22 protein-coding genes and 1 pseudogene are annotated in these 23,889 nt (G+C 37.8%); 9 read left to right on the top strand and 14 right to left on the bottom strand.

The window, feature by feature from the left end:
• The first annotated feature begins 2 nt into the window (after positions 1–2).
• From F959_RS16895 to F959_RS09215, 5 genes are all read left to right on the top strand, one after another.
• Positions 3–296, top strand: a complete 294-nt coding sequence (locus F959_RS16895; protein ID WP_080585240.1) for a hypothetical protein — start codon at positions 3–5, stop codon at positions 294–296.
• A 2-nt stretch (positions 297–298) separates the two neighbouring features.
• Positions 299–1,855 carry a PepSY-associated TM helix domain-containing protein gene (locus F959_RS09230; RefSeq protein ID WP_004879428.1) on the top strand — a complete coding sequence of 519 codons (1,557 nt, stop codon included), beginning with the start codon at positions 299–301 and terminating at the stop codon, positions 1,853–1,855.
• The gene (locus F959_RS09225) at positions 1,852–2,148 is read left to right on the top strand and encodes a hypothetical protein (protein ID WP_004879427.1); all 297 of its coding nucleotides are present in this window, start codon (positions 1,852–1,854) and stop codon (positions 2,146–2,148) included. The genes F959_RS09230 and F959_RS09225 overlap by 4 nt, the downstream gene beginning before the upstream one ends.
• Positions 2,149–2,263: 115 nt before the next feature.
• On the top strand, positions 2,264–3,151 hold the full coding sequence (locus F959_RS09220) for a sulfite exporter TauE/SafE family protein (protein WP_004879426.1): 888 nt from the start codon (positions 2,264–2,266) through the stop codon (positions 3,149–3,151).
• A gap of 119 nt (positions 3,152–3,270) precedes the next feature.
• Positions 3,271–4,362, top strand: coding sequence for a 3-deoxy-7-phosphoheptulonate synthase (locus F959_RS09215; RefSeq protein WP_004879424.1), 1,092 nt, complete (start codon positions 3,271–3,273; stop codon positions 4,360–4,362).
• Positions 4,363–4,412: 50 nt separating this feature from the next.
• On the opposite strand, the gene F959_RS09210 is transcribed toward F959_RS09215, so the two are convergent.
• Positions 4,413–4,589 carry an inorganic diphosphatase gene (locus F959_RS09210; protein WP_004879422.1) on the bottom strand — a complete coding sequence of 59 codons (177 nt, stop codon included), beginning with the start codon at positions 4,587–4,589 and terminating at the stop codon, positions 4,413–4,415.
• Positions 4,590–4,745: 156 nt separating this feature from the next.
• On the opposite strand from F959_RS09210, the gene F959_RS09205 reads away from it, so the two are divergent.
• From F959_RS09205 to F959_RS09195, 3 genes are all read left to right on the top strand, one after another.
• On the top strand, positions 4,746–5,246 hold the full coding sequence (locus F959_RS09205) for a hypothetical protein (protein ID WP_004879416.1): 501 nt from the start codon (positions 4,746–4,748) through the stop codon (positions 5,244–5,246).
• 71 nt (positions 5,247–5,317) lie between these two features.
• On the top strand, positions 5,318–7,429 hold the full coding sequence (locus F959_RS09200; RefSeq protein ID WP_004879415.1) for a TonB-dependent receptor: 2,112 nt from the start codon (positions 5,318–5,320) through the stop codon (positions 7,427–7,429).
• Between the two features lie 3 nt (positions 7,430–7,432).
• Positions 7,433–8,893 (top strand): hypothetical protein, encoded by a 1,461-nt coding sequence (locus F959_RS09195; RefSeq protein ID WP_004879414.1) that lies wholly within the window; start codon positions 7,433–7,435, stop codon positions 8,891–8,893.
• 54 nt (positions 8,894–8,947) lie between these two features.
• On the opposite strand, the gene F959_RS09190 is transcribed toward F959_RS09195, so the two are convergent.
• The 12 genes from F959_RS09190 to F959_RS09135 all read right to left on the bottom strand — a co-directional run bounded on the left by F959_RS09190 (position 8,948) and on the right by F959_RS09135 (position 22,007).
• Complete coding sequence (locus F959_RS09190; RefSeq protein WP_004879413.1) at positions 8,948–9,688, bottom strand: adenosylcobinamide-GDP ribazoletransferase; 741 nt, start codon at positions 9,686–9,688, stop codon at positions 8,948–8,950.
• Positions 9,689–9,786: 98 nt separating this feature from the next.
• Positions 9,787–11,370, bottom strand: a complete 1,584-nt coding sequence (locus F959_RS09185) for a histidine-type phosphatase (RefSeq protein ID WP_004879409.1) — start codon at positions 11,368–11,370, stop codon at positions 9,787–9,789.
• Positions 11,371–11,469: 99 nt separating this feature from the next.
• Positions 11,470–12,069 carry a histidine phosphatase family protein gene (locus F959_RS09180; protein WP_004879408.1) on the bottom strand — a complete coding sequence of 200 codons (600 nt, stop codon included), beginning with the start codon at positions 12,067–12,069 and terminating at the stop codon, positions 11,470–11,472.
• Positions 12,059–13,129 (bottom strand): nicotinate-nucleotide--dimethylbenzimidazole phosphoribosyltransferase, encoded by a 1,071-nt coding sequence (cobT, locus tag F959_RS09175; protein WP_004879407.1) that lies wholly within the window; start codon positions 13,127–13,129, stop codon positions 12,059–12,061. The genes F959_RS09180 and cobT overlap by 11 nt, the downstream gene beginning before the upstream one ends.
• 1 nt (position 13,130) lies before the next feature.
• Positions 13,131–13,649: a bifunctional adenosylcobinamide kinase/adenosylcobinamide-phosphate guanylyltransferase gene (cobU, locus tag F959_RS09170; protein ID WP_004879406.1), complete on the bottom strand. Its 519-nt coding sequence runs from the start codon at positions 13,647–13,649 to the stop codon at positions 13,131–13,133.
• A 2-nt stretch (positions 13,650–13,651) separates the two neighbouring features.
• A complete protein-coding gene (locus tag F959_RS09165) occupies positions 13,652–14,275 on the bottom strand; it encodes a 2'-5' RNA ligase family protein (RefSeq protein ID WP_004879405.1) in 624 nt (207 codons plus the stop codon).
• Between the two features lie 78 nt (positions 14,276–14,353).
• Positions 14,354–16,483: a bifunctional mannitol-1-phosphate dehydrogenase/phosphatase gene (gene mtlD / locus F959_RS09160; protein WP_004879403.1), complete on the bottom strand. Its 2,130-nt coding sequence runs from the start codon at positions 16,481–16,483 to the stop codon at positions 14,354–14,356.
• Positions 16,484–16,827: 344 nt separating this feature from the next.
• Entirely contained in the window at positions 16,828–17,448 is a 621-nt protein-coding gene (locus F959_RS09155) for a GNAT family N-acetyltransferase (RefSeq protein ID WP_004879402.1), read from the bottom strand.
• Between the two features lie 130 nt (positions 17,449–17,578).
• On the bottom strand, positions 17,579–17,923 hold the full coding sequence (locus tag F959_RS09150; protein ID WP_004879400.1) for a hypothetical protein: 345 nt from the start codon (positions 17,921–17,923) through the stop codon (positions 17,579–17,581).
• Positions 17,920–19,443: a PepSY-associated TM helix domain-containing protein gene (locus F959_RS09145; RefSeq protein ID WP_004879398.1), complete on the bottom strand. Its 1,524-nt coding sequence runs from the start codon at positions 19,441–19,443 to the stop codon at positions 17,920–17,922. The genes F959_RS09150 and F959_RS09145 overlap by 4 nt, the downstream gene beginning before the upstream one ends.
• Entirely contained in the window at positions 19,443–19,736 is a 294-nt protein-coding gene (locus F959_RS09140; RefSeq protein WP_004879397.1) for a hypothetical protein, read from the bottom strand. The genes F959_RS09145 and F959_RS09140 overlap by 1 nt, the downstream gene beginning before the upstream one ends.
• 78 nt (positions 19,737–19,814) lie before the next feature.
• Entirely contained in the window at positions 19,815–22,007 is a 2,193-nt protein-coding gene (locus F959_RS09135) for a TonB-dependent receptor (RefSeq protein ID WP_004879396.1), read from the bottom strand.
• A 291-nt stretch (positions 22,008–22,298) separates the two neighbouring features.
• Here F959_RS09135 and F959_RS16485 point away from each other — a divergent pair.
• Positions 22,299–22,458, top strand: a pseudogene (locus F959_RS16485) (IS5/IS1182 family transposase); the annotation flags it as partial.
• Between the two features lie 178 nt (positions 22,459–22,636).
• On the opposite strand, the gene F959_RS09130 reads toward F959_RS16485, so the two are convergent.
• Positions 22,637–23,866, bottom strand: a complete 1,230-nt coding sequence (locus F959_RS09130; protein ID WP_004879384.1) for an MFS transporter — start codon at positions 23,864–23,866, stop codon at positions 22,637–22,639.
• Positions 23,867–23,889 lie beyond the last annotated feature (23 nt).

The following is a 23,889-nucleotide window of genomic DNA, read 5'->3' as shown; positions in this document are numbered from 1 at the left end:
TTATGGCTAAATCAACCTCAATTAGCATCATCTATCGAATCAGTGTGTTTTACCGTTTCGCTTTTACATTTGTGCTTGGTTATCTTTGCACGATGTATTTATGTTCAAGCCTAACTACTCTATTCGCAAAAATTTTAGCTAAAGCAGAGGCGATTTATCTAGCTGCATTCCTGTCTATTCTGTTCTATGTAGCATTCATCATTATTAGCTTCTGTATCAACTCCTTATGGAAAATCACATTGATCAGTTTGATACTCGTAAGCTGCTTATTTGGTCTATCAGTAGGTGTAAATTAACCATGCAAAACAAAGGCATTCGACAGTCTATGGCTTGGTTACACACATGGACAGGTTTAATTTTTGGATGGCTGTTATTTGCCATTTTTTTGATGGGAACAAGCGCTTACTATCGTCATCACATCAATCTTTGGATGCAACCTCAGCTCGCACAATATCAAGTAAATCAAGATGTCGCGGTTAAAACGGCGGTTGAATATTTAAATAAAAATGCAGCCGATGCTAAATCTTGGTATGTCAGTCTTGCCAATCAAGAAAATCCTGTGAATAAAATGTACTGGGAAAAAGCAACTGGAGGGTACGAAAGCAAAACATTAGACGCCAACACAGGCGAAGAATTAAAGTTATCAAATACTCAAGGTGGTGATTTCTTCTATAATTTTCATTTTCAGCTTTATGGTATGCCCGTATTAATTGGGCGTTTAATTACCAGTCTTGCTGCATTTATTATGTTAATTGCACTTATTTCAGGAATCATAACGCACAAAAAAATTATCACCGATTTCTTTACATTACGAACTTTCAAATCACAGCGTTCATGGCTCGACTTTCATAATGTCTCATCTGTACTTGCACTGCCCTTTTTCCTGACGATCACTTTCACTGGGTTAGCGATTTTCTTTTATCTCTACTTACCATTCGGAATGAAAAAATTATATCCAGATAATCCTTTTCAATATTTCACTGAAATTAGAACGATCAGTGTGAATAATAATCATAATGCTGATCCAATCAAAACTGAAATGCTGCCAATTCAATCGCTCTTGGAAAAGGTAAAACAACAATGGGACGATCAAGCACTTGCAACAATAGAAGTGAAAAATCCAAATACGGATCAAGCGACGATCAGTTTTAAACAATTAGAGGATCGCTCAATCACCTTAAATCAACCCCAAATTACTTTTGATGCGACAGGTAATATCTTAGGAAATACTAAAAATAACAGTGCTGTAGCCACTTTAAATGCGGGTGTATATGGTTTGCATATGGCAACTTTTGCTCAGCCTTTACTGCGTCTAGCTTTCTTCTGCTCAGGGATTTTAGGATGTTTGATGATTGCATCTGGCTTATTACTTTGGAGCTTAAAACGTCAAATCCAAAATAAATCTAATGAATTCCATTTAGGGCATTATTTGGTTGATCGTTTAAATATCGCGACGTTTATAGGCCTGCCAATTGCCATGCTCGCTTATATGTTTACTAATCGGTTTGTACAAATCACTGAAACTACACCAAATTATGAGATATACAGTTTCTTTGTTGTATGGACGCTAAGTTTAATCATTGCGCTTTTCACCAAGAAACAATATTTATGGCAATCTCAAGTTGCTATTTTAGGCATAGTCGCGATTGCCTTACCAATTTATGATTTAATTTATCTGCTCAATCATCAACTTGTTACTGATTTTCAAAGTTATTGGGCTTTTTTAAGAGTAGATTTATTCTTTATTTTATCTGCTGGATTTGCCTTATTTGTTTATAGAAATATCCATCCGATCCAACAAAAATCGGCACAAAAAATCAAAGCGAAATTGACACAGACTGAGGCAAGAGCATGATCGTACTCAGCTTTTTACTTATCTTATTCGGTATGTTTGTGCTTTATAAATGTAGTGCCAAACAGATTAGCCAAGCATCTCCCAATCAACAACAGCGATTGATTCGTTTTAAAATGCAGTTTAGAGGATGTGCATTTATCTGTTTCTTGGTTGCTGGTAGCTTACTTGCTCTCACTTATGGTCGTTCTATTGGATTTGTCAGTTGGTGGATTCTAGCGACACCTATTACTTTGCTTATGGTTCTTCGCATAAATAAGGTGATGTCAAAACCGCAGAAGAAACTGAAGAATTAATGTGTTTAAAATTTCTTTAGCTTTTTTTTGCATAAGTAAATCACTATTCATCACAACGAGTTATCTAAAAAAGGCATAAGATATGCTGGTTTTTGCATAATTAGGCATATTGTCGATGTTTGGTCCTATTGAATTTATTATGGCTGGTGTCCTCGTTGGCTTCTGTGTAGGTATTACAGGTGTTGGCGGTGGTTCATTAATGACTCCCATTTTAATTAGCCTTTTTAAGATTGAACCACATATCGCTATCGGTACAGATTTACTTTATGCATCTATCTCTAAATTCTGTGGATCGGTGGTACATGCAAAAAAGCTCAATATTGTTTGGCCAATTGTTCTTTGGCTAGCTTTAGGTAGTATCCCAGCTTCATTTGCAACGTCTTGGGTGCTTGAACACTATCTAAGTCAATCAACTCACTATAAAGCAGTCTTAACTACAGTTTTGGGTTTCATGTTGACTTTGACTGGCATTTCAATTGTCTTCCGCACTCAGATTGAAAAGTTTTTTGACCGTTTCCGTAATCGTGAACAAGCGAATATGGAAAGTGAACAACATGCGTTACAACATAAACGCTTGTATATTTTGATCATGGGCATCGTGCTTGGCATCTTTGTAACACTATCGTCTGTTGGGGCTGGCGCTTTCGGTATCATGGCATTGGTGATCATGTTTCCAAATCTACCGATGATTCGAATTATTGGTTCTGATGTGGTACATGCGGTTTTATTGACAGCCGTTGCTGGTTTAAGTCATATGTCATCTGGCAATGTCGACTTTACATTATTGATGTGGCTACTGGTTGGTTCTATCCCTGCGATCGTCGTTGGTACACTCATCAGCTCACGTATGCCAGAACGCTTGATCCGTAAGATTCTTGGTATTACCCTATTTGCCTTAGGTGTTAACTTTATGGTGAACCCGATTAAAGCAAAACCAAAGCCAGTTGAAACTCATCAGGCTGTTGTAATTCAACAAACAAGCCATTCAACAACAACAGTTTAAGCCAATAAATGTCGATTGTTTCTGCACAAATTATGCGATTCGCTAGTTAATCAGTCGACATTTCGTGCTATATTCGTAGACAAAATAACCTCTTCTTTTAGATTAAATTTGTGACAGCAATGAATACTCTACAGTCAAATCCAGTTTCTCAGCCAGATATCGACGACGTTAATATTAAAAGCATTCAGACTTTGATTACTCCAGCGGAATTGAAAGCTGATCTTCCTTTATCTGAAGCTGCTTCTCAAACTGTATTACAAGGACGTGCAACTGTACGTAATATTTTAGACGGCAATGACAAGCGTCTTTTTGTCGTGATTGGCCCTTGTTCAATCCATGATCCTAAAGCTGCGCATGAATATGCTGATCGTTTGAAAGAGTTAAGCGAAAAAGTTAAAGATACTCTTTACCTTGTAATGCGTGTTTATTTTGAGAAACCACGTACCACCGTTGGTTGGAAAGGTTTAATCAATGACCCTGACATGAATGACTCTTTCAATATTGAAAAAGGCTTACATATCGGTCGTGGATTATTGATTGATTTAAATGAAAAAGGTTTGCCATGTGCAACTGAAGCACTTGATCCAAACTCACCACAATACTATCAAGACTTGATTTCATGGTCTGCGATTGGTGCTCGTACTACAGAAAGCCAAACTCACCGTGAAATGTCGTCAGGCCTATCATCTCCTGTTGGTTTCAAAAATGGTACAGATGGTGGCTTAACAGTTGCAACCAATGCAATGCAATCTGTTAAACATGGCCATAGCTTCTTGGGCCTAAATGAAAATGGTCAAGTTGCAATTATTAATACTAAAGGCAACCCTTACGCTCACGTCGTATTACGTGGTGGTAATGGTAAGCCAAACTATGATGCAACTTCTGTTGCCGATGCTGAAGCAGCTTTGGCAAAAGCTAAAGTTAGCAACAAGATCATGATTGATACTAGCCATGCCAACTCAAACAAAGATCCGTACTTACAACCTTTAGTTTTGAAAAATATCACTGAACAAATTCTTGATGGTAACAAATCAATCGTTGGGATTATGGTTGAGAGTCACCTTAAAGGCGGTCGTCAGGATATTCCTGAAAACCTATGTGATCTTGAATACGGTAAGTCAGTAACTGATGGCTGTATTGATTGGGATACGACAGAAAAAGCATTACTCGAAATGCATGAAGCATTAAAAGACGTACTACCAACACGTTAAGCTACATTCACAAGAAAAAGCCCATGTAATATGGGCTTTTCTTTTATCTATTATTTATGTGTTAGATAAGCTTGCACAGATTTTATAATTTCTTCTCTCGCTTTTTGCACATTCTTCCAAGCTATAAATTTGACCCATTTACCCTCTTCCAAGTCTTTATAGTGTTCAAAAAAATGTTTAATCTGATCTAAAATAAGAGGATGAATATCATCTATTATTTTAGACATAAAACATTATTTCGCCTTAGCATATTTAGATGAAAAATTAATGGATAATTCTCCAAACAAATATAAATATTTTTTTAAATGTATCCAATACGTTTTGAACTGTAATATTTTTTTAATTATACTGCTGCCACATTTCTACTACGACGCTTTGCTGATATGCAATCCAGTTTCCGTCAACACTTGCTAAAGTGGCGTGCCTCCCTAGGCGCGGTAACTTTGCTGTGTTTACTCTGGCATATCTTCTTGCCCACAATGGTGCATATAGGTGTCGTACCTGCGCTCTATGCAATGCCAAGCCATTGCCAAGTTACAGATATACAAAATAGCTTGATGGCTTCAGAAACACATTCAATTCATCATCACACGATGCATCATATGCAACACGAACAGCATATGCAGCATGCTGAGCATTCACATCTTAGTGAACATGCACAGGCTGTTTTTGCGCTTGCAAGTCAAATCATGAAACATTGTCCTTTATGTTCTCATGGTTTAGATGCTGCTGTGATCATACCATTACTTGCTTTTGTACTTATCTTTCTTTTGGCGTGGTTTAGCCGTGTACGCTGCCTTTGCTATACATGGACGGAAGATTTACATATACCCCGTATCTTCTACACACTTCCCTTAAAACAAGCCCCACCACTCACTTTATAAACCGCATTTTTACATCGTGCCCAGTAAACCACTGTGGTACAGCCCTGTTTATTGCTTTTATAGAGTTCAACATGACTACTCAATTCCGTTTGTCAGTATTAACCGCTGCTTGCCTTTCTGCGAGCTATAGTTCAATCATTTTTGCTGAAGCTACACCTTCTGAACAACCGCAAACATTAGCCACAATTGTGATCACCGCAAACCGTGAAGGTGAATCAATCAACAATACACCTGCTGCAATCAGTAAAATTAACGCTCAAGATATCGAAGATAAACATGCAACATTCATTGGACAAGTGCTTAATCAAGCACCTGGCGTCCGTATGAATGATCTGGGTAATGAACAACACATGATGTCCATTCGCCAACCGATTACTACTGCTGCGGTTTATCAATATTTAGAAGATGGCTTATCTATACGTCCTGTGGGCGTGTTTAACCATAATGCGTTATACGAAGTCAATTTGGCTGGGATCGATAATATAGAAATCCTACGTGGCCCAGCGAGTAGCTTATACGGTAGCAATGCGATTGGTGGAACGATTAACTTTTTAACTAAAGCACCAAGTTTAACGCCCACAGCAAATATAGGTTTAAGTGCCAGTTCTGAGGGATACCGCCGTTTAGATGCAGGTGCATCTAATACCTTTGATAGCGAATATGGTGAACATGGCTTAAGGATTTCCGCATACGCGAGTGATCGTGGTAATAGCTGGCAAGATCACGCCGAAAGTAATAAACAAAGTGTGACTTTAAGGCATGATTGGCATATTTCAGATACAACACAACTGAAAAATATTGTCAGTTATAACCATCTCAAAGCGGATATGACAGGTAGTTTAAATACAGATGACTATAACAAACGTCCGGGTTATAGCTATCAAACATTTACCTATCGTGAAGTTGATGCAACTCGTATCTCCTCGCAACTCAGCCATAGCTGGAGTGACCAACAACAAAGCCAAGCGACCTTGTATTATCGTGATAATACGACTGATCAAAACCCTAGCTATAGCATCCGCACAGATATCAAAAATGGTAAGCCAACTGGCACTTATAGCGGTCAAACAACTTATAATGCATTTCAATCTTATGGTTTGAATTTACAGCACTCGATGAACTTCGACCAAGTAAAGTTGATCGTTGGTGCGATGGCTGATCACTCACCTAACCAAGCCAAAACCAGCGATATAGAAGTGTTCCGTGATCCAAACACGTTAGTTTACACAGGTTATAAACAACGCCAATTACTTCGCGATTTTAATGTCGATGTCAACAACCAAGCTCTTTACAGTCAGATAAATTGGCAGGCAGTAGAAAATCTAAAATTAGTTGCTGGCGCACGTTATGACTGGATCAGTTATGACTATGATAATAAATTAACACCCTCTAAAGTCACTGGTGCGCCTGATGAAAAACGTAACTTTCACAAAGCCAGTCCTCAATTAGGTTTTGTGTGGAATATAACCCCTGATATGGACCTTTATAGCAACTGGTCACAGGGCTTTGTTCCTCCAGAAGTGAGTAGCTTATATGGTGCAAACCTCGTTACACCTGATCTAAAAGAGGCAACATTTAACAATATTGATGCGGGTTTGCGCTTTAAGCTTTTTGATGATCGTCTTGATGGAGAAATCACTTTATATCGCTTAAATGGCAAAGATGAAGTCATTAGCTATACCAAACCTGATAATACACGCGAACCACGTAATGCGGGTAAAACGCTGCACCAAGGTGTTGAAATTGGTGGGACATGGAAAATTAGCGACTTGTATGATCAACGCCTGAAACTTTCTGGTAGTTGGTCAAAACATGAATACAAAGAGTTTCAGCCATCTAGTGTTTTAGATTACAGCGGCAATACCATGCCAAGCGCACCAAAAACCTTTGGTACAGTTGAATATCAAATCAAACCTACGCCTGAACTGTTACTTTCGGCCGAAGGTGTTTATGTCGGTTCATACTGGATTAACGATGCTAATACCGAAAAATATGATGGACATACCATTCTAAATTTACGTGCGAATTACCGTAAAGCTGCATATGAAATTTATGGACAAATTCTAAATGCAACGGATGTTCATTATGCTGAAAGCACTTCGTTTAGTAATAACCAAGCCAGCTATACCCCAGCTGCGCCTCGAACATACTTAGTCGGTTTAAGCTATCATTTCGGGAAATAAAATATGAATGCCAAGCAACTTAAGAAGCTATTGTCTCTGCACCGTAGTTTTGGAACAGTTCTCGGCATTTTAGTTTTATTGTGGGCTTTAACTGGTGTGTTGCATCCTATTATGAGTGCAACACAACCTCAGCCTGTAAAACGAATGCCACCATCTCAGCAACTTGATTTGCATACTGCAATACCTGCAAATCAAGTATTACAGCTGCAAAACATTCAACAGTTTTCAGCATTACAAACGATACAACTAACACATGAGCAAGTTGCCTATCGTATATTGAAACCAAAGCAGAATATTGCTGAATACTACGACAGCCGAACTGGTCAAATCATTAAAAATGCAGAACAATTTAATGTAATTCGATTAGCCAATTGGTACACAGGCTTATCGAAACAGCAGGTTGTTTCAGCACAAATCATTACGACTTTTAGTGATGATTATCCTAGTGTGAACCGTCTGCTTCCCGTTTGGCGTGTCAATTATGACAATGGACTTAGAGCTTATGTTGATCCGTCGCAATCAAGACTTGCAACATTGTCAAATGATCAAAAAATGTGGATGGCGAAAATTTTCCGCCTAGGTCATACATGGACTTGGGGTGATCAACCTTGGAAAGGTCAATCACTGATTATGCAGTTCACCTTGATTGGAATCTTGTGCTTAGTTTTTATGGGGTTTGGATTATTTTTTAAAATTCACAATCGTAAAAACCATCGACTACGTCAAAAACCGATTCGATTTTTACATCGTTATCTTGCGGTTAGCTTAAGTACATTTATCTTGTTATGGGTTATAAGTGGTTTTTATCATATTTGGAATAAAAAGCCTGAAATACCTGCATTTAATCCTATTTTTCATGCACAAGATTTAAGTCCTGACGCGTGGAAACGAGCTACACAACATCCAGTTCAGGGTCTAAGCATTGTACCTATTACATTTGGTCTAGATCGTAGTCATGCAGCGTGGTTAATCCAATCGGCAGGCAAACCTCAGTTGCAAGGAAGTATGACCGCAGTAAATGAACATGATCATCACCACCACTCAAAAGATATGACACCCGCGATTCAAATGATTGATGCGCAAAGTGCGGAAGATTTAGATATTCTTAAGCAAAGTAAAAACTTAGCAGCAAGTTACTTAAATCTATCTATTCATCAACTCAAACAAGCAACTTGGATCACAAGCTTTGGTGGTGAGTACAGTTTTATTAATAAACGCTTGCCTGTCGTGAAAGTAGAAACGAGTTTGAGTAATCAACTTAGAGTCTATATCGAGCCAAGTAGCGGTGTGATCGCAGCTCAAGTCACGCAGCAAGATGCTTTGGAAGGATTTAGCTTTGCCTATCTGCATAAATGGACATGGTTGCCGATAGATAAGACACTAAGAGATATTCTTCTAGCAACCATTGCTGGATTGATTGCTTTGCTCGTCATTCTCGGTTTTTTCATTCGAGCTAAACGCTAACAACTATCAGACTAATCTTTCTTTGATAAGAGAGATTAGTCACTAAACTCGCATCTAAATATAAAAAGAACCTATCACCACAGTCATGATCAATCCCGTTTCAACTAATTCAATCGTTGCACCAACGGTATCACCTGTAATCCCGCCAATTCTTTTTACAAATAATGATCGAAAAACAATCAGTAGAAAAATCAAGCAGATAAAAACTAGAAACCCTAACCATTTATATAGACAAAGAAATGATAATGTAATGACAAAAACCATCCAACCAGCTACTTTAGGTAGATAATCGGTCAAAGAACTGCCCAAACCTTTTTCACGTACATATTGTGTTGTTAAGAAAAGGAATAAAGGAACACAACGCCCTAATACGGGAAATATCAGCAAAAAGTAATCTAAATGCTGTTCTAGTAGCACATATAAAGCTGCAAACTTTAAAAGACAAACAACAATTAAACTGAGTACACCCATCGGGCCACACGTTGGGTCTTTCATTATTTCCAATGTGCGTTCTGGATCACCAAAACCACCCACCCAAGCATCAGCAGTATCCGCTAAACCATCAAGATGTAAACCGCCCGTTAGCCAAATCCATAACACAAGAATGATACTTGCAATGAGTAAGGTTGGAAGTTTGACCAAGAGAATTGAACAAGCAAATAAAATAAGACCGATAAGTAGACCAATAACAGGATAAAAAAGAATGGCTTGGCCATTTTGTTTTGCACTTGGCATCGTTTTTAGTTCAACTGGTAGAACCGTCAAAAATTGCAAGGCAATCCAAAAAGGCATCATATTTAATCAGCTTCATTCAATAATTTTTTAATAGACAGATTATGAAGAAATAAAATTGGGAATAGCAAGCCTATTCCCAATCAAACAAGATCAGTTGGTTATTGCATTTGATAGCATTGTTTTAATTTCAAATAGTCATAGTAGAAACTATTTGAGTTGGTACGCGCATAATCACATGATGGCTTAAATGAGGTTTCTTTCTCGTTGTAGAACATTTTGACCAAGGTGTTCCCCTGAGCATTTTGGTAAATATCCCACTGTAAATTTGCTGCCATAGGAGAAACCATTTCACCTCGCCATGCACTGTTGTCATAGCTATAGGTCTGACGTAACGGCAACGGTTGCATCATGTTATTTAATTCCAAACTTGTTGCCAATGGAATAACGATTTCAGCATGAGCGAATCTCAAGACTGCACGATGCGACTGTTTTCTTTCAATAACTGCATCAACTTGACTAAAAAAATCCTGTTTTAATCCTTGCGCCATCACACTTGTAACACCATTTGATTCGGTAAAACTTGGGCCTTTAGAATAAAAATCATCGGCATCGTTGAACTCTGCATAAAATTTTGCGGCATCCGTTGGCATGTATTTATCAAAACTCACGTCTTTAAGCTCAGACTGCATTCCACCTGAGATCGAATACAACTCATAAATATAAGCAGCCGCATCTACAGCGCTAGCAATCTTATTCTTTCCTTTGCCATTTTCAGTTACGGTTTCACCTGATGGAGCAGTAACGGTATATGAGCCAGTGTTCGAAAAAGTATATCCGCTTGTACCTAATTTTTTAATAAATTCAGGTTTAAAAATCGGTGTTAACACACGCATTGCAACCTGTTCAGCACGCGTATTTTCAGCTAACTCATCTAATTTATTAGCTAAATCAGCATCTTCTTCCTCAAACTGTTGATAAGCCTGACTTGCATCATAAATCGCTTGTTGCTGTACAGATAAAGGCTGCGTTAAATCTTGTTCTTGGTTCAGGCTGTGAAAGTAAAGTTTAAAACGGTCTACACCACCATCTTCAATCGTTGGAACACTACTACTGGCTAAACTGGTATACGAAAGCGGTGTAATTTGATTTTTAAGTTCAGGCTGTTGCTGAATCAATTCATTTGTAAAGAATTTAGCACTATCTATTGCGCGATCTACACCAGAACTTTGTACTAAAATAGACGCTGGTTGAGCAGCTGCAGTTTTAAATAATGTGGGTAAACGTTGTAATAAACGATCCGCAATACCGCGATGTTCTTGAATCCCAACCATTGTTTCATTGCCATAACCAAACTGGCGAATACCATCAATACCATAGCCCAGCAAAATATTTGCTTTCATCATTGCTTCAATATCTGCACCCAGTTGCTCACCTAACGGCGTTAATGCATTCTCGGCTTTGGCTTGTTTCCATAAATTATAAAGCGCTAAATCATATTTAATACTTGATAAACCTCTAGAGCCATGACGAGCAACTAATTCAGTGAATACTGCTTGATAACCTTCAGGAATTTGCTCATAGGTCTTTATTTCTTGCTGTGGTTGGTAAGGTGTTTTGGTTTGATAAAATTTAGATGAGCTATCTGTATCAGGAGTTTTTTGCGAATTTTGAGAATCATCACTATTACAAGCCGTCAATAAAATACTGAGACATAACACACTGCTTTTAAATAATATCTTCATAATTAATTTACTTATAAATAAAGAAATGTCATGTATCTTAGGCAGTGACAATGACAGTTCTATTACATCGTTAAAATAAAAAATATTAAAGAAAAGTGCTTAATCACGTTCAATAAACGTCAATTGATCTAATGATTTTAATAATTCAATTTGATATAGATTGCCTAATTCAGCTGGCATTTTTAATAAATCATTGAGGTGTTGCTCTCTAGCGAGGCAGGTTAATAACTTGATGACACCACCATGCGTCACAACTAATGCATTTTTCCAATCTTCTGTTTGCATTTGAATTGAAATTTCTTCAAAACCAATCATCACGCGTTGCTTAAATTGGGCTAAAGACTCGCCATTTGGCGCGTGATACTGTGTTGGAAACTGCCAAAAATTTGCCAACAGCTCTGGAAAGTTTTCATAAATATGCTGAGTGGCTAATCCTTCCCAGTCACCAAAGTTCATTTCCTTGATGTTCGAATTAACGATGAGAGGTCGTTGTATTTTCACAGCTAATCGTTCTGCAAACAACTGACAACGGCGTAATGGCGAAGTAAAAATGACATCCCAAGACGAACCATTGTCTATATTGTTCTGAATGGTTGATTGCATCTGCAACCAACCTTGTTCTGTCAGCTCATCATCGGTGTGGCCACGCAAGGTATGACTTAAAGTCGTTTCTCCGTGCCGAAGTAAATCAATCAGCAACCTTATCACCTGATACAGCTGCTTCAGCAAAAGTTGCCATTTGATTATGTAAAACGCAAGCAAGTTGAATCATTGAAAGCGCTGAACCTGCACCACTGCCTTCACCTAATCGCAAGTTCATTTTTAAAATCGGTTGCGCGTCTAATTCTTTTAAAATGCGTTGATGACCATACTCAGCAGATTGATGTCCAAACAACATCCACGCCCTTGTCTGAGGCTGAATTCGAACAGCACATAATGCAGCAACAGAACTGATGAAACCATCAACCACGATTGGCATTCCAATCTGTGCACAACGAAGATATGCACCTGTCATTGCAGCGATTTCTAAACCACCTACAGCAGCAAGTATTTTCAAAGCATCATCAGCAACATGTGCTGCATGTAACTTGACTGCTTGATTAATGACAGAAACTTTATGTGCAAGCTGCTGATGATTAATTCCAGTGCCAACACCTGTTAGTTGCTCAGCACTTTCATTCAATAACAGACTGGCTAATGCTGATGCAGAACAGGTATTCCCAATACCCATCTCACCAGCAATAAAGATATCCGCCGCTTTAGCTCGAGCAAGATCAACACTCTCTTTCCCTAATTGCATGGCTGCAATGCATTCTTGCTCAGTCATTGCAACTTGCTGTACAAAGTTCGCTGTTCCAGAACGAATACAATGACGTTCAACGCCGGTATATTGGTAAGGCTCGCCTACCGTTCCGCAGTCAATCACTTGCAACTGAGCTTGATGATGTTTCGCAATTACACTAATTGCAGCGCCACCTGAAGCAAAGTTTTGCAGCATTTGGCGTGTGACAGCTTGTGGATAGGCTGAAATATTTTCCTCTACAACACCATGATCACCTGCAAAAATCGTAATCCAAGGTTTTAGAATCTGTGGATGAACAGTTCCTTGTAAACTCGCAAGCTGAATCGCAATTTGCTCTAAATCACCCAATGCACCTGTAGGCTTAGTCAATTGTAGTTGACGTTGCTCAGCTTGTGATTGTGCAGCGATATCAGGCTGTTGAATAGACGCTAACCACCAAGAAGCTTGTTCAGACATGTTATTTCTCATCTTTTAAAATCATCGGAAAACCTGCGACACAAAACATCACTTTATTTGCGATTTGGCCTAAAGCTTGGTGTAAACGCCCTGCTTCGTCGACAAAATGACGGCTTATTTCGCCCATTGGGACAACACCCAATCCTGTCTCATTACTGACTAAAATAATGTGTGATTTTAATTTCGGTAGCACATTTAATAATTTTTCTGTTTCTATCTGCTGTAAGGCGATATCTTCTGATAGCAATAGATTGGTTAACCATAACGTCAGACAATCAACCAAAATGACATGGTTTTCTTGATCTAGCAGTTGAAGCTGATCCGCGAGTAATATAGGTTCTTCACATAAATGCCAATCTGCTGGGCGTTGTTGTTGGTGATGTTGAATACGTTGTTGCATTTCCTCATCTAAGGCTTGTGCTGTCGCAACATAAGTAACTGTCAAACCAGTATCTTTTGCAATTTTCTCCGCCAAACGGCTTTTTCCAGAGCGAGCACCGCCTAAAATCAGTTGTAACATATTTAACCTAATCTAATTTGGTGATAAGGATAAAGTAATCCTTGTAAAATCTGAGCTTTATAATAGCCGAAAGTTAAATATTTCACCTGAATTTTAAATGGTTTTATTGCAATGCTTTGAATACGATCCAGCACTAAATCACTTTGCCAAGCATCGTTATACAAACCTAAAGTAATATGCGGACAATACTCAAGTGCAGCTATTTCATCTGAATATTGAGCGAGTTGCTGGCGAATCCCATCTAAAATTTTATTGTTATCTTCAACTTGTAGAAATAATGCACTGCTGAAGCTATCCAAACCGTTAATTTCAAGTTCGAAAGTTTCTATTTCCAGCGAGTTTAATGCCTGAATCTGCTGCTTTAATGTATCAATTTCAAAGTCATCATCATAATGTGAAGATTTTGGCGTTAGAAATCCACAAACGAATAAAGTGATGTGGTACTGCCGTTGATTGGAATCGATCAACAAGTCTGAAAAAAAATTTTTAATATGACCTAAATACTGAATAACTTCTGCTTGATCTATTTCGATATACCACACAGCAAAATCTGAACGACCATGATGCCATTCAGGATAATCACGGCGTTCAGTTGAAATGAGCTGAGTAGATGCTTGTAATAACACAACTTTAAATACTTATAGAAAGTTGTGTTATTCAAACATAAATGACTTTAACAATTAAAGTGCTTTTCGTGTATCGCTTTAGGCATATTCAGGATTAATTTCTAAACTCAAAAGATCGAATTGAATACCTGTTTCTTTCAATTCATTTTGGATGCCTTGCACGACCAAACCTGACAAAACTTTCTTCTGGCTATCCGTAATATCCATCTGAGCAATGTTTTTGTGAAGATGTTGTGCAACCTCTTCACCATCAAGATTTAAATTTTTAAGTGCATAAACATAACCATATACCGCACCTTTCAATAAATTTTGATAAGGAAGTGCTTGATGAATATGATTTTCAATGCTTCCAAACACACGCTCATTAAAATTAAGCTTTCGCAGCGGATCACGCGCGACACGTTCACATGGATCTTTATAAGCTGATCGACACGAGTTCAGGAAACTTTCAGCCATACGATCTAGTTCTTTGGCTTGATTCGGTACAATATTAACCAAACCTAGTTTCACTTCATCGACAACCTGTTCCGCATATTTCTTGATCTTTGAATCAGCCATTGCAATACCAATCATTTCATGGCCGATGGTACTTGCATACCACGCTAGCATTGCATGACAACCATTCCATAAACGGTTCTTAATGATCTGAATGTCTGAAATTTGATCAACCAAAATCATTTGGCGCATCTTACTCAATAATGGACTGCGATTTTCAACATAAATCGGCATATCCGTTTCACTATGGAACAAGATTAAGTCCATATTTTGTAAGAACTGACCTGCTTGGAATTGTCCACGCATATCTTCCAGACAGTTAGTAATTTGCTGTTCTTGCTTTTCCGTTAAAGCAGTTTCATCCGAAAGCTCGATGGTTTCATCATTAAGATCAGACTGATACTGCTTAAACAGACGATGCTTAATATTTAACTGGCGATATAAAGCTTGATCGGTGAGTTTTGAAACCATTCTGTTTACAACAGTGTCACAGAAATAATGTTCACTTAAAATGTGCTCAGCAATATCTTCATCTGTAATTTCAAGCAAAGCTTCTCGAATATTTTTTAAGACCAAATACTTGGCACATACTTTATTGAGAATGATCAGGAACGTGATCGGCTCATTGTTCTGCATATCCTGGGACATAAAACGCGCCAACAGCCCTTTAGCAATAATTTTTGCTTCAGATGCAATCGCCTGTTCTGGGAGACAAAGTGCGATTAAACTCGATTGCATATACATCTCGAGCATTTGTTGTTCATTATCAGCGTCAATCACGCTTAGATTTTCAATACGCTCATCATAAGAAGACTGACCATATCGAATACTATAGCTACCAAAGCTATTTACAGATTCAAGATATAAACGATTTCGCGTAGATGCTAACATTCGTTTTGGACGTGTGTAGCCATCCCAATGCGATAAAATTTGGGCAATATAACCACCACCAATTGCGCCAAAGCCATGAATACCAACAGTAAGCTGATTCAAACTTTGCGGAAATGGTTCTTGTAAATGTGGCATACCGATTTCGGGAGTATATTCATCCAAAGCATTCAAAAATTCATACATGTCTTGATAGTAGAATTTTGCTTTAGACAACATTCGGTCATTTGGTTCTTTAATATCTTTAAATAAAATCGTGATACCGCCTGCATCACTCGCAGAACAAATACCATTTTCAGAATCTTCAAACATTAAACATTGTTGTGGCTGTAGATTTAGTTTTTGTGCCGCTTTTAAAAAGATTTCTGGATGAGGCTTACCACGCTCTACTTCATCTCCACAAACCAGTAAATCGAAAAACTTATATACATTTGCATTAATTAAATATTCTTCAGCGATTGCTCTACGACTTGAAGTCGCAACAGCCATACGCAAACCAGACTTGCGTAGTCGCTCTAATACCTGAATGAGACCTTTTTTAATCGGTACACCATTCATACGAACTGATTCTAACTCTAATTCATCAGCGCGCTTTCTTATTTGCGCGTAAGGTACATCCTCACCATAGAACTTTTTCGCTAGTTCTTCAGCAGTTCGAGCACTCAGTCCCAAACATTGCATTAAATAGTCATCAGAGAATTCCTGTCCAATGAGCTCTTCTGAAGCTTGTTTCAATGTTTGAAAACGTAAACGTTCCGTGTCAAACATCGTCCCATCCATGTCAAAAAGCGCCCCTTGAACAGGATAATCATGAAAAATAAGCATTTGTACTCCTTTCTTTTACTATCGCTTTTTATAGATTAACTAAAAAATGAGCATAAAATCCGAATTGTAAATAAATGAAATAAATTTGATCAAAAAACAACCAAATCATTTCAAGCCCACACTATAATTGTAATTTATGGGGAAGTTGACTTGCATAACCATATAAAATATGAGTGCTATTTGATCATATGGATTAATCTATACAGAGATTAAATGTCTAAGGACTTCAGTTAAATTACGTTGATTAGACTTTAAAAAGTAAATAAATATCCAAAGCTATGATTATCACTGAGACATAGTTAACACCCATGTCTCAGTTGCAGCACCTATATTATTTACGAGATTTAGGCTGGTTGAGCCTCTGATTGTTGTTGTGAAGCTTTGAAATAGCTCTCGAACTTATTATAAAAAGTCTCTCGATAACAGTAGTACAACATCGCCGTTTTTTCTGGCATTGGAATTAACCGCTGGCTTTCATAACACATTTCTTCAACTACAGCCGCATACGGCTTAACGGTATGATCAGGTTCACCTACAATTTTTTTTGCTTGCGAATGTTCAAAAATATAAAAACTTAGTAAACGAATGGTTGGACGTAAGAAACCTTTACCAAAAACTGACTTATCACCAAACAGTAAGTGCCAACCTAGATCTTGCTCATCTCCTTCGTAATAACGGCCTAAACGATCACGTTTCCCTTCATAAATTTCGGTATAACCGACATCTTTACCGTCAATCCCGACAATCAATAAACGTTGATGATCATCTGCCAGCATCTTGTCAAAATAAACCTGTAAATCTAGTTCTGACTTATTCAATTGCCACTGAGGAATCACATGCGGTTCATGCATCCATTGGTGTAAAAGCGGAATATCTTGCGGGTATTGTACTTGACGCAAATAGTATTGCGTTCCGTCTTCATAGTATTCGAAATAGTCTGGAAGTTTTTGTGAAAGCGTAAGCATTATACAGTTCCTTGCTTTTACCATTAAATGATAATAATAATCGTTTTCATTAAATGGTGGAATTTATTTTTCTTGTTTTTTGTTAATTTAATTTATTTATAAGAGCGTATTCGCTTCTACCTCGAAAAGCTTAAATAAACGCTAAAAGCTCTAGTGCTGTAAAAATAAAAGCGAAAATGATCGAACCTAACCAAATCAAAATGAAATATTTTCTAAATAGATAAAAACTAAGTACTTGTAAAAAAAATGCTGTTGTTAGTATCACGAATAGCCATGTTAAAGGTCCAACTGAAGAACCTTCATAATGACAATTCATTAGCAATGAAATCATCAGGAATAAAACTGTTAGCCAAGGCAAAACTCTTTTAAGATTTTGATTTAACCCATCGTATTTCAGATGCTTCTGACCAAACTGACTCAACATACAGCCCTGCATCACGGCAGCTAAGGACCAAAACAATGCTGCAAAACTCATTTTATCTCTCCAGATACTTTAAACTTTTTGAGATAGAACAGGATTGCTGCGATATAAGCCAAAGCAAGCAATAGAAAAGCAAGATCAACACCTGCCAACCACCACTGACCATGAACTGTACTATTTAATAAAGATGCTTCAGGCACGGTGATAAAACTAATGATTGGAATCATGAGCAAGACCAATGCCGTAATGATCAACAAAGATAAAATCGCTTTGCGAACACTTAAAGTTAAGCTGAATAACAGGCTCAAAATCCAAATCATAAAAAAAGTAGCCACTTCATAGCTGCTTCTGCTTTCAAACGTTGCAGGCAATATTCGCCCAGCGAATAAATAGGCTGCGGAAGCCAAAGGAAGCCCTAAAAAGGTAAAGAAATTCAATTGTTGTACTAATTTATAACTAAAATGATTTTGGGCTTTGATTCGCTTCTTTTGCCATAGCAATGCTCCTGCTATCAACATTACACAGCCAATAATACCCATGCACGACAAAATAAAACGCATCCACATCGATGCAAAATAACCAAGATGAATACCATACGTCGATGAGGCCAATTGAGCTACAGCACTTAAGTTTCTTGGCTGCTCAAGTAACTCAGCCGTATTTGCCGCAAAAAAATATTGAGGTGTATTTAAGGTGATAATATTTTTATAATTATATTCAAAACTAATCACCGCATCCGCTGTATTGGGTTTTCTTACTTCAAATTTATCTAAAAATGCCCCTGTTTGTGTCTGAGCTGGTAATTGCTCAATAAATTTTTTAAACGGCTGCATTGTTTTAGATGACGATGATGTAGAGGGTTTCGCCATCTCTATATACTGCATTTCATTATAAAATTGAGGAATGCCGGCTTTCCCATAATGCTGCGACAGTCCCCACGGCAATACTAGATAAAATAGAATCAATAAGCCTGTAAACCCCATAATCAAATAAAAAGGAAACGTCACAATGCCCGTTATATGGTGTAGGTCGAGTAAAGATCGTTGTCCTTTATAAGATCGGAAAACAAAGAACTCCTTGATGATTTTCTTATGAGTAATAATCCCTGAAATCAGGCTAATTAAAAAAATAATTGAAATAATAGCGACAATAAAACTGCCAATTTTGCTGGGTAGCGGATACAAGGTGTAATGCAATTTAAAGAATAAATCACCACCCAAAGTATCGCGTACTGGATTCAGTAAATCGCCAGTGAGAGGATTCTGTAATTGTTGATGCCGTCCATTTTCATCTTGCCATTGTAGTAAATTGACAGGCATTCGCTCGTTTGCAACGGTGACTCTCCAACGTTTCGCATCTTCAGCGTGTTGGTTAAGATAATCAAAAGCAGTTTGAGCGAACTGTTGAGTAGATGGAATATGTTGAATACGACTCATCGCTTCAGGTTGCGCCCAGACATTCAACTCTGTACGAAAATAAGCGACGGAACCTGTAAAAAATATAAAGAAGATGCCCCATAAAACAACAATGCCAAACCAGCTATGCACAATGGCTTGTATTTGACGAAAATTCATTAGGTCATTCCCCATCTGTTTAATAACCAATAACCTGCAAGAAGTAATACTCCTAAACTATTCATACTCCAAAACCAAAGTTTAGATATCACCGCAGTGGCTAATACCACATAGAAAATGAAGAAAATAAAACTTAAAAATACGGCCAAATAGACGTTTTCTGCTGTCGCAAACGGTAACCAATTTGCCAAAACCAAACTTAGCCAAGAGCTATAACAATAAGCTGCAAGGCAGATGAAAAATACTCTGCGATAAGTCAGATTAAATTTTTCTTGTTGTTTTATTTGGCCCATTGAAATAACCCTTTAACTTTGAAACAATAAAAACAAAGAAATATTCATTGAGAGATGAATATTTCTTGTCATCATGGATTAATAAGTAAAGGTATAACTCAAACCATAAGTACGACCTTCTGCTGGAATGCTTTCGACAAGACCATATACCGTTTCAGCCTGCTGACTATAGACCGAGCGATACTCTCTATTCCAAACATTATACACACCAAAATCTAAACGGCCTTTCCAAACAGGGAAATGCGTCAGAACATCCATCGTTGAGTATCCTTTGATTTTCACTGCAGCAGGAGAACCATCCTTTAAAGCTTCATCTGTACCTTTTACGGCAAGCATTTGAACACGCGCGCCATAACCTTCTGCATTATTCCATTCTGCAAATAAAGTGCCTTTTGTTGGTGAAATTTGAGTGGCGTTTAACTCTTTCCACTTGTTATCTGCTTTATCTTTAAACTGACCACGGGTATAACCTAAAGTACCACCGACTTTAAAGTCTTCCAGAAATGGATAACTTGCAGTCAACTCAGCACCATAAACGCGTTGATCAGTATCGACAATACTCGCCATTCGGTTTTCAAACTTGGTAACTTTATCAGACGTATTATAAAAACCTGTTATTCCTAGATTAAACCCTTGCTCATCATTTAACCGCCAACCTAGCTCATAACTATTTACGCGAATTGGTTGTAAATCAGCAGTTGTTAAATTAAAAGCATCCCGCATCATTCGTTGTACATCAGGGAAACTGAATCCTTGAGAGAAATTAGCAAAAACCTGTTGGTCATCTGTCAGTTTATAAACTGAACCTAAATTAAACAGTACCGTATCATCGCTAACTGAGCCTCCTGGCTGATCAACTCCTCGTGCGTTATATGGTTTTGTCTCAGCCTTGATGTATTGATAACGACTACCTGCCTGGATATTTAAGCGGTCAGTCAATTCATAGTCTGCTTGTACAAAAGCACCAATATTTTGAAGTGTAGTATCAGGACCAGCATCCGACTGTTTACCTGTAGGCTTAAAGTGCAACCCTGTGTTTGATACAGCAAGATGATCATAATATTGATCATCTTTTTCATGATCATAATCTAAACCATAGGTCAGTTTCAGAGCACGATTAGCAACATTGATCTCACTTTGCATGGTTGAACGAAAACCTGCAACATCAATATTCGATTGACTTTGCTTTGCTTCCGTCATCGCTGCACCAGTATATACAGGATAGAAACGAGCATCTTCTTTACGATAGTATGCTTCGAGATTTAACACTTGCCCAAATACATCTTTATTTTGATATTGTGTATTCAATGCATAACGCTCAGTAAATGGCTGAGTTGGTAATTGTAAGCCTTTTTTACCTATATAAGAGTTTGGTAAACCACCATAGACATAATCCTCACCATAATCAGGACCATATTCACTGTCTTGCTTATCTTTATAATATTGCGCGCCAAAACTAAGTGATTGAGTATCTGTTAAATCCACATTGATACGACCATTGACATCAATAGTATCAGTATCTTGTCGACTTGTTTGCATTGGAGCAATTGCAATACGATCACCATGGCTATCAAATTGTGACCCGCGACTGGTAAAGTTTGCACCTAAAAAGCCAGTTACATTGTCTTTGTAAAAAGAAACAGACTGTCCCAATTCATAAGCCAAACCATCACCACGAAAAGTATCTGAAGAAGTAAGACCTAATTTCGTTTCAAAATTTAATGGCTTAGACTCATCTGCACGTTTGGTAATAATATTTATAATACCACCTGTAGCACCTGAACCATAAATACTGGTTGAACCAGGTAGAACTTCAATCCGTTCAATCATGCTTGGACTAATACTATTGAGCTGACGAGCAACATCACGTGAACCAGATTGAGAAACCCCATCAATCAAAACCATGACATCACGACCACGCATTGTCTGACCATAGTTACTACTCGTACCACTGCTTGGTGCAAGTGATGGAACGAGTTGCGCTAACACATCAGCTACTTTACGTCCTGCAGCAGCCTGTTGGACGATTTGTTCTTTTTCAATTGTCTGAACACTTCCCGCAATTTCTGCAATATTTTTTGGTATACGCGTTGCTGTAACGACTATTTTCTCTAATTGCGCAACAGGTTTTTCCTTAGATTCGTCAGTGGCAACTTCATTTGAACTTGTATCTGCATAGACATGCTGAGCAAACATTGCCATGACAGCAAGACAACATGGTGTCATTTTAAACAGTACTTTTTTCGTCCCAAACTCATTCTTCGCTTTCATTTTCTCATTTCTCCAGAGCCCTAATATCACTCAAAAAACATCCAAAAGGCGACTAATCATACTAAACTTAAATATTAATGAGAATGATTTTTAATAATTTCTTGTCTATACCTATTTAAGACAGTGTTGACGTTTGTTGTATAAAGAAAGCGAGTAAGTAAAATTCAATCTCCGAACTAAATCTACTACTCGCTATACCTCGTACAATGCTGAATAATCGACACTAGTTAAAGTTAAAAGCTATTCTGCGTAATTTTGGTAATTCAAAAATTCAAAAGTCTATATTCTGGAAAATCAAATATCCAATCGAACAATAATCATATGGATTGTAATTCATAAAAATTAGATATTTAGTCGAAAATACATTTGCTAGATTGAAGCAATTTAGCGGGATAACAACCCGATATGACAAACTAAAGTGAACTATGAAAGTACTGGTGCTTTAACTTGAATATGCGTCTAGCTTCCATTATGAAAAGTCAACACATCCTAATCGAGCTATTGAGATCCGAATGATGATACTTTTATCCACTATATTCGTCCCTGTAAAACAGCAAACCTTAATAAAATGCTCAAAAGCAATATCTACCTAACAAATATGAAAATAGACGTTCTATCATTTATCTAGGCTAAAAGATTTTCCTTCCGACTGATAAAAAATAGCAAAAGTATAATCCAATGAATAACATCAAAAATAACAGTAAATAAAATGGAAAATGAGTGTTAAAACCATACAGAAAAGTACTGAGCAATGGTCCAACAATTAGACCTAATGCCTGTATCGCCGTACAAAAACTTGCCATTTTGACCTGTGCTTGCTGTGATACAGCCTGTGCAGCACCTGTAGTAAAGGCAGGCAATAAACACGCCACAGAAATCCCATAAAAAACATAACTTGCCTGAAATACAAAAATTGTAGGCGCGTAGAGTGAAAGCAATAGACCAAAGCACATGGTCACTAGACCTATAATTACTAAGCTATTTAACTTTAACTGGAGCACTTTCACGATTAAAAGTTGAGTCAGTACCAAACACATCCCAACCACCAACATACATTGAGAGAAATATATCGCGCTTTGTTGGCTACTGAGATAAAACTTATCCTGAATATAAAAGCCAGCTGTCATATTTAAGGTGACAATCGAAACATAAGTTACAAAACCTAAAACCAACCAAATCAAGCTTTGTTGAGGCATCGGCTCATGTTCAATGGTACGCTTTTCTTCTTGCTCAAGCTGTGAACCATCCATCTGGATTTGGCTAAATAAGATGCTAAGTGCAATACTCACCACACCGAGTAAACCCACCGCAAGCCACATGGGAAAAAGCAAACCTCCGAACAATAGGACTGAAGTTGCAAACGGACCTACAATCATGCCAAAGCTATTCATCGCACCAAACATAGCCATCTGCTTACTGCGCTCAGCGTCTTCACTCGCATGGGTCATCACATAACTTTGCAAACCAATTTGAGGCAAAGCCATAAAAATACCTGTAGCGGCGCGACTGAGTACCAGTAAGATAAAAATGAATAACGTGGGTAAAATCGCGTGTATGCCAAAATACAGCATCAAGGTAAAAATCGCCCAAGTAAAGGTCATGCCCCAAAAACCATAATTCACGAGTTGTTTAGGAGAAAGTTGACTTTTTCTTTTTGCAACCCAGATCGATGCAATCGCCATACAGATTGCCCCTGCTGAAACAATCACACCACCTTGAAATTCAGATAAATGTAACTGACGAGTCAGTGGCGCAAGTAACGGAAGAATCATGGAAAAACAAGTTCCATTAATCAAAGCCGCTAAAGCTAAAAATTTTAGATTAGTATTCATCATGCAAATCATCAAAAGAAAAGGCATCTAAACAGATGCCTTTTTGATTA

It is taken from the genome of Acinetobacter venetianus RAG-1 = CIP 110063 (assembly GCF_000368585.1).
Taxonomy (GTDB): Bacteria; Pseudomonadota; Gammaproteobacteria; order Pseudomonadales; family Moraxellaceae; genus Acinetobacter; species Acinetobacter venetianus.
This window is presented reverse-complemented; position numbering and strand designations above follow the sequence as displayed.

Coding starts and splice junctions, on each gene's coding strand:
- F959_RS16895 (WP_080585240.1), top strand. CDS start 3: ATGGCTAAATCAACCTCAATTAGCATCATCTATCGAATCAGTGTGTTT.
- F959_RS09230 (WP_004879428.1), top strand. CDS start 299: ATGCAAAACAAAGGCATTCGACAGTCTATGGCTTGGTTACACACATGG.
- F959_RS09225 (WP_004879427.1), top strand. CDS start 1,852: ATGATCGTACTCAGCTTTTTACTTATCTTATTCGGTATGTTTGTGCTT.
- F959_RS09220 (WP_004879426.1), top strand. CDS start 2,264: ATGTTTGGTCCTATTGAATTTATTATGGCTGGTGTCCTCGTTGGCTTC.
- F959_RS09215 (WP_004879424.1), top strand. CDS start 3,271: ATGAATACTCTACAGTCAAATCCAGTTTCTCAGCCAGATATCGACGAC.
- F959_RS09210 (WP_004879422.1), bottom strand. CDS start 4,589: ATGTCTAAAATAATAGATGATATTCATCCTCTTATTTTAGATCAGATT.
- F959_RS09205 (WP_004879416.1), top strand. CDS start 4,746: ATGCAATCCAGTTTCCGTCAACACTTGCTAAAGTGGCGTGCCTCCCTA.
- F959_RS09200 (WP_004879415.1), top strand. CDS start 5,318: ATGACTACTCAATTCCGTTTGTCAGTATTAACCGCTGCTTGCCTTTCT.
- F959_RS09195 (WP_004879414.1), top strand. CDS start 7,433: ATGAATGCCAAGCAACTTAAGAAGCTATTGTCTCTGCACCGTAGTTTT.
- F959_RS09190 (WP_004879413.1), bottom strand. CDS start 9,688: ATGATGCCTTTTTGGATTGCCTTGCAATTTTTGACGGTTCTACCAGTT.
- F959_RS09185 (WP_004879409.1), bottom strand. CDS start 11,370: ATGAAGATATTATTTAAAAGCAGTGTGTTATGTCTCAGTATTTTATTG.
- cobT (WP_004879407.1), bottom strand. CDS start 13,129: ATGTCTGAACAAGCTTCTTGGTGGTTAGCGTCTATTCAACAGCCTGAT.
- cobU (WP_004879406.1), bottom strand. CDS start 13,649: ATGTTACAACTGATTTTAGGCGGTGCTCGCTCTGGAAAAAGCCGTTTG.
- mtlD (WP_004879403.1), bottom strand. CDS start 16,483: ATGCTTATTTTTCATGATTATCCTGTTCAAGGGGCGCTTTTTGACATG.
- F959_RS09155 (WP_004879402.1), bottom strand. CDS start 17,448: ATGCTTACGCTTTCACAAAAACTTCCAGACTATTTCGAATACTATGAA.
- F959_RS09150 (WP_004879400.1), bottom strand. CDS start 17,923: ATGAGTTTTGCAGCATTGTTTTGGTCCTTAGCTGCCGTGATGCAGGGC.
- F959_RS09145 (WP_004879398.1), bottom strand. CDS start 19,443: ATGAATTTTCGTCAAATACAAGCCATTGTGCATAGCTGGTTTGGCATT.
- F959_RS09140 (WP_004879397.1), bottom strand. CDS start 19,736: ATGGGCCAAATAAAACAACAAGAAAAATTTAATCTGACTTATCGCAGA.
- F959_RS09135 (WP_004879396.1), bottom strand. CDS start 22,007: ATGAAAGCGAAGAATGAGTTTGGGACGAAAAAAGTACTGTTTAAAATG.
- F959_RS09130 (WP_004879384.1), bottom strand. CDS start 23,866: ATGCCTTTTCTTTTGATGATTTGCATGATGAATACTAATCTAAAATTT.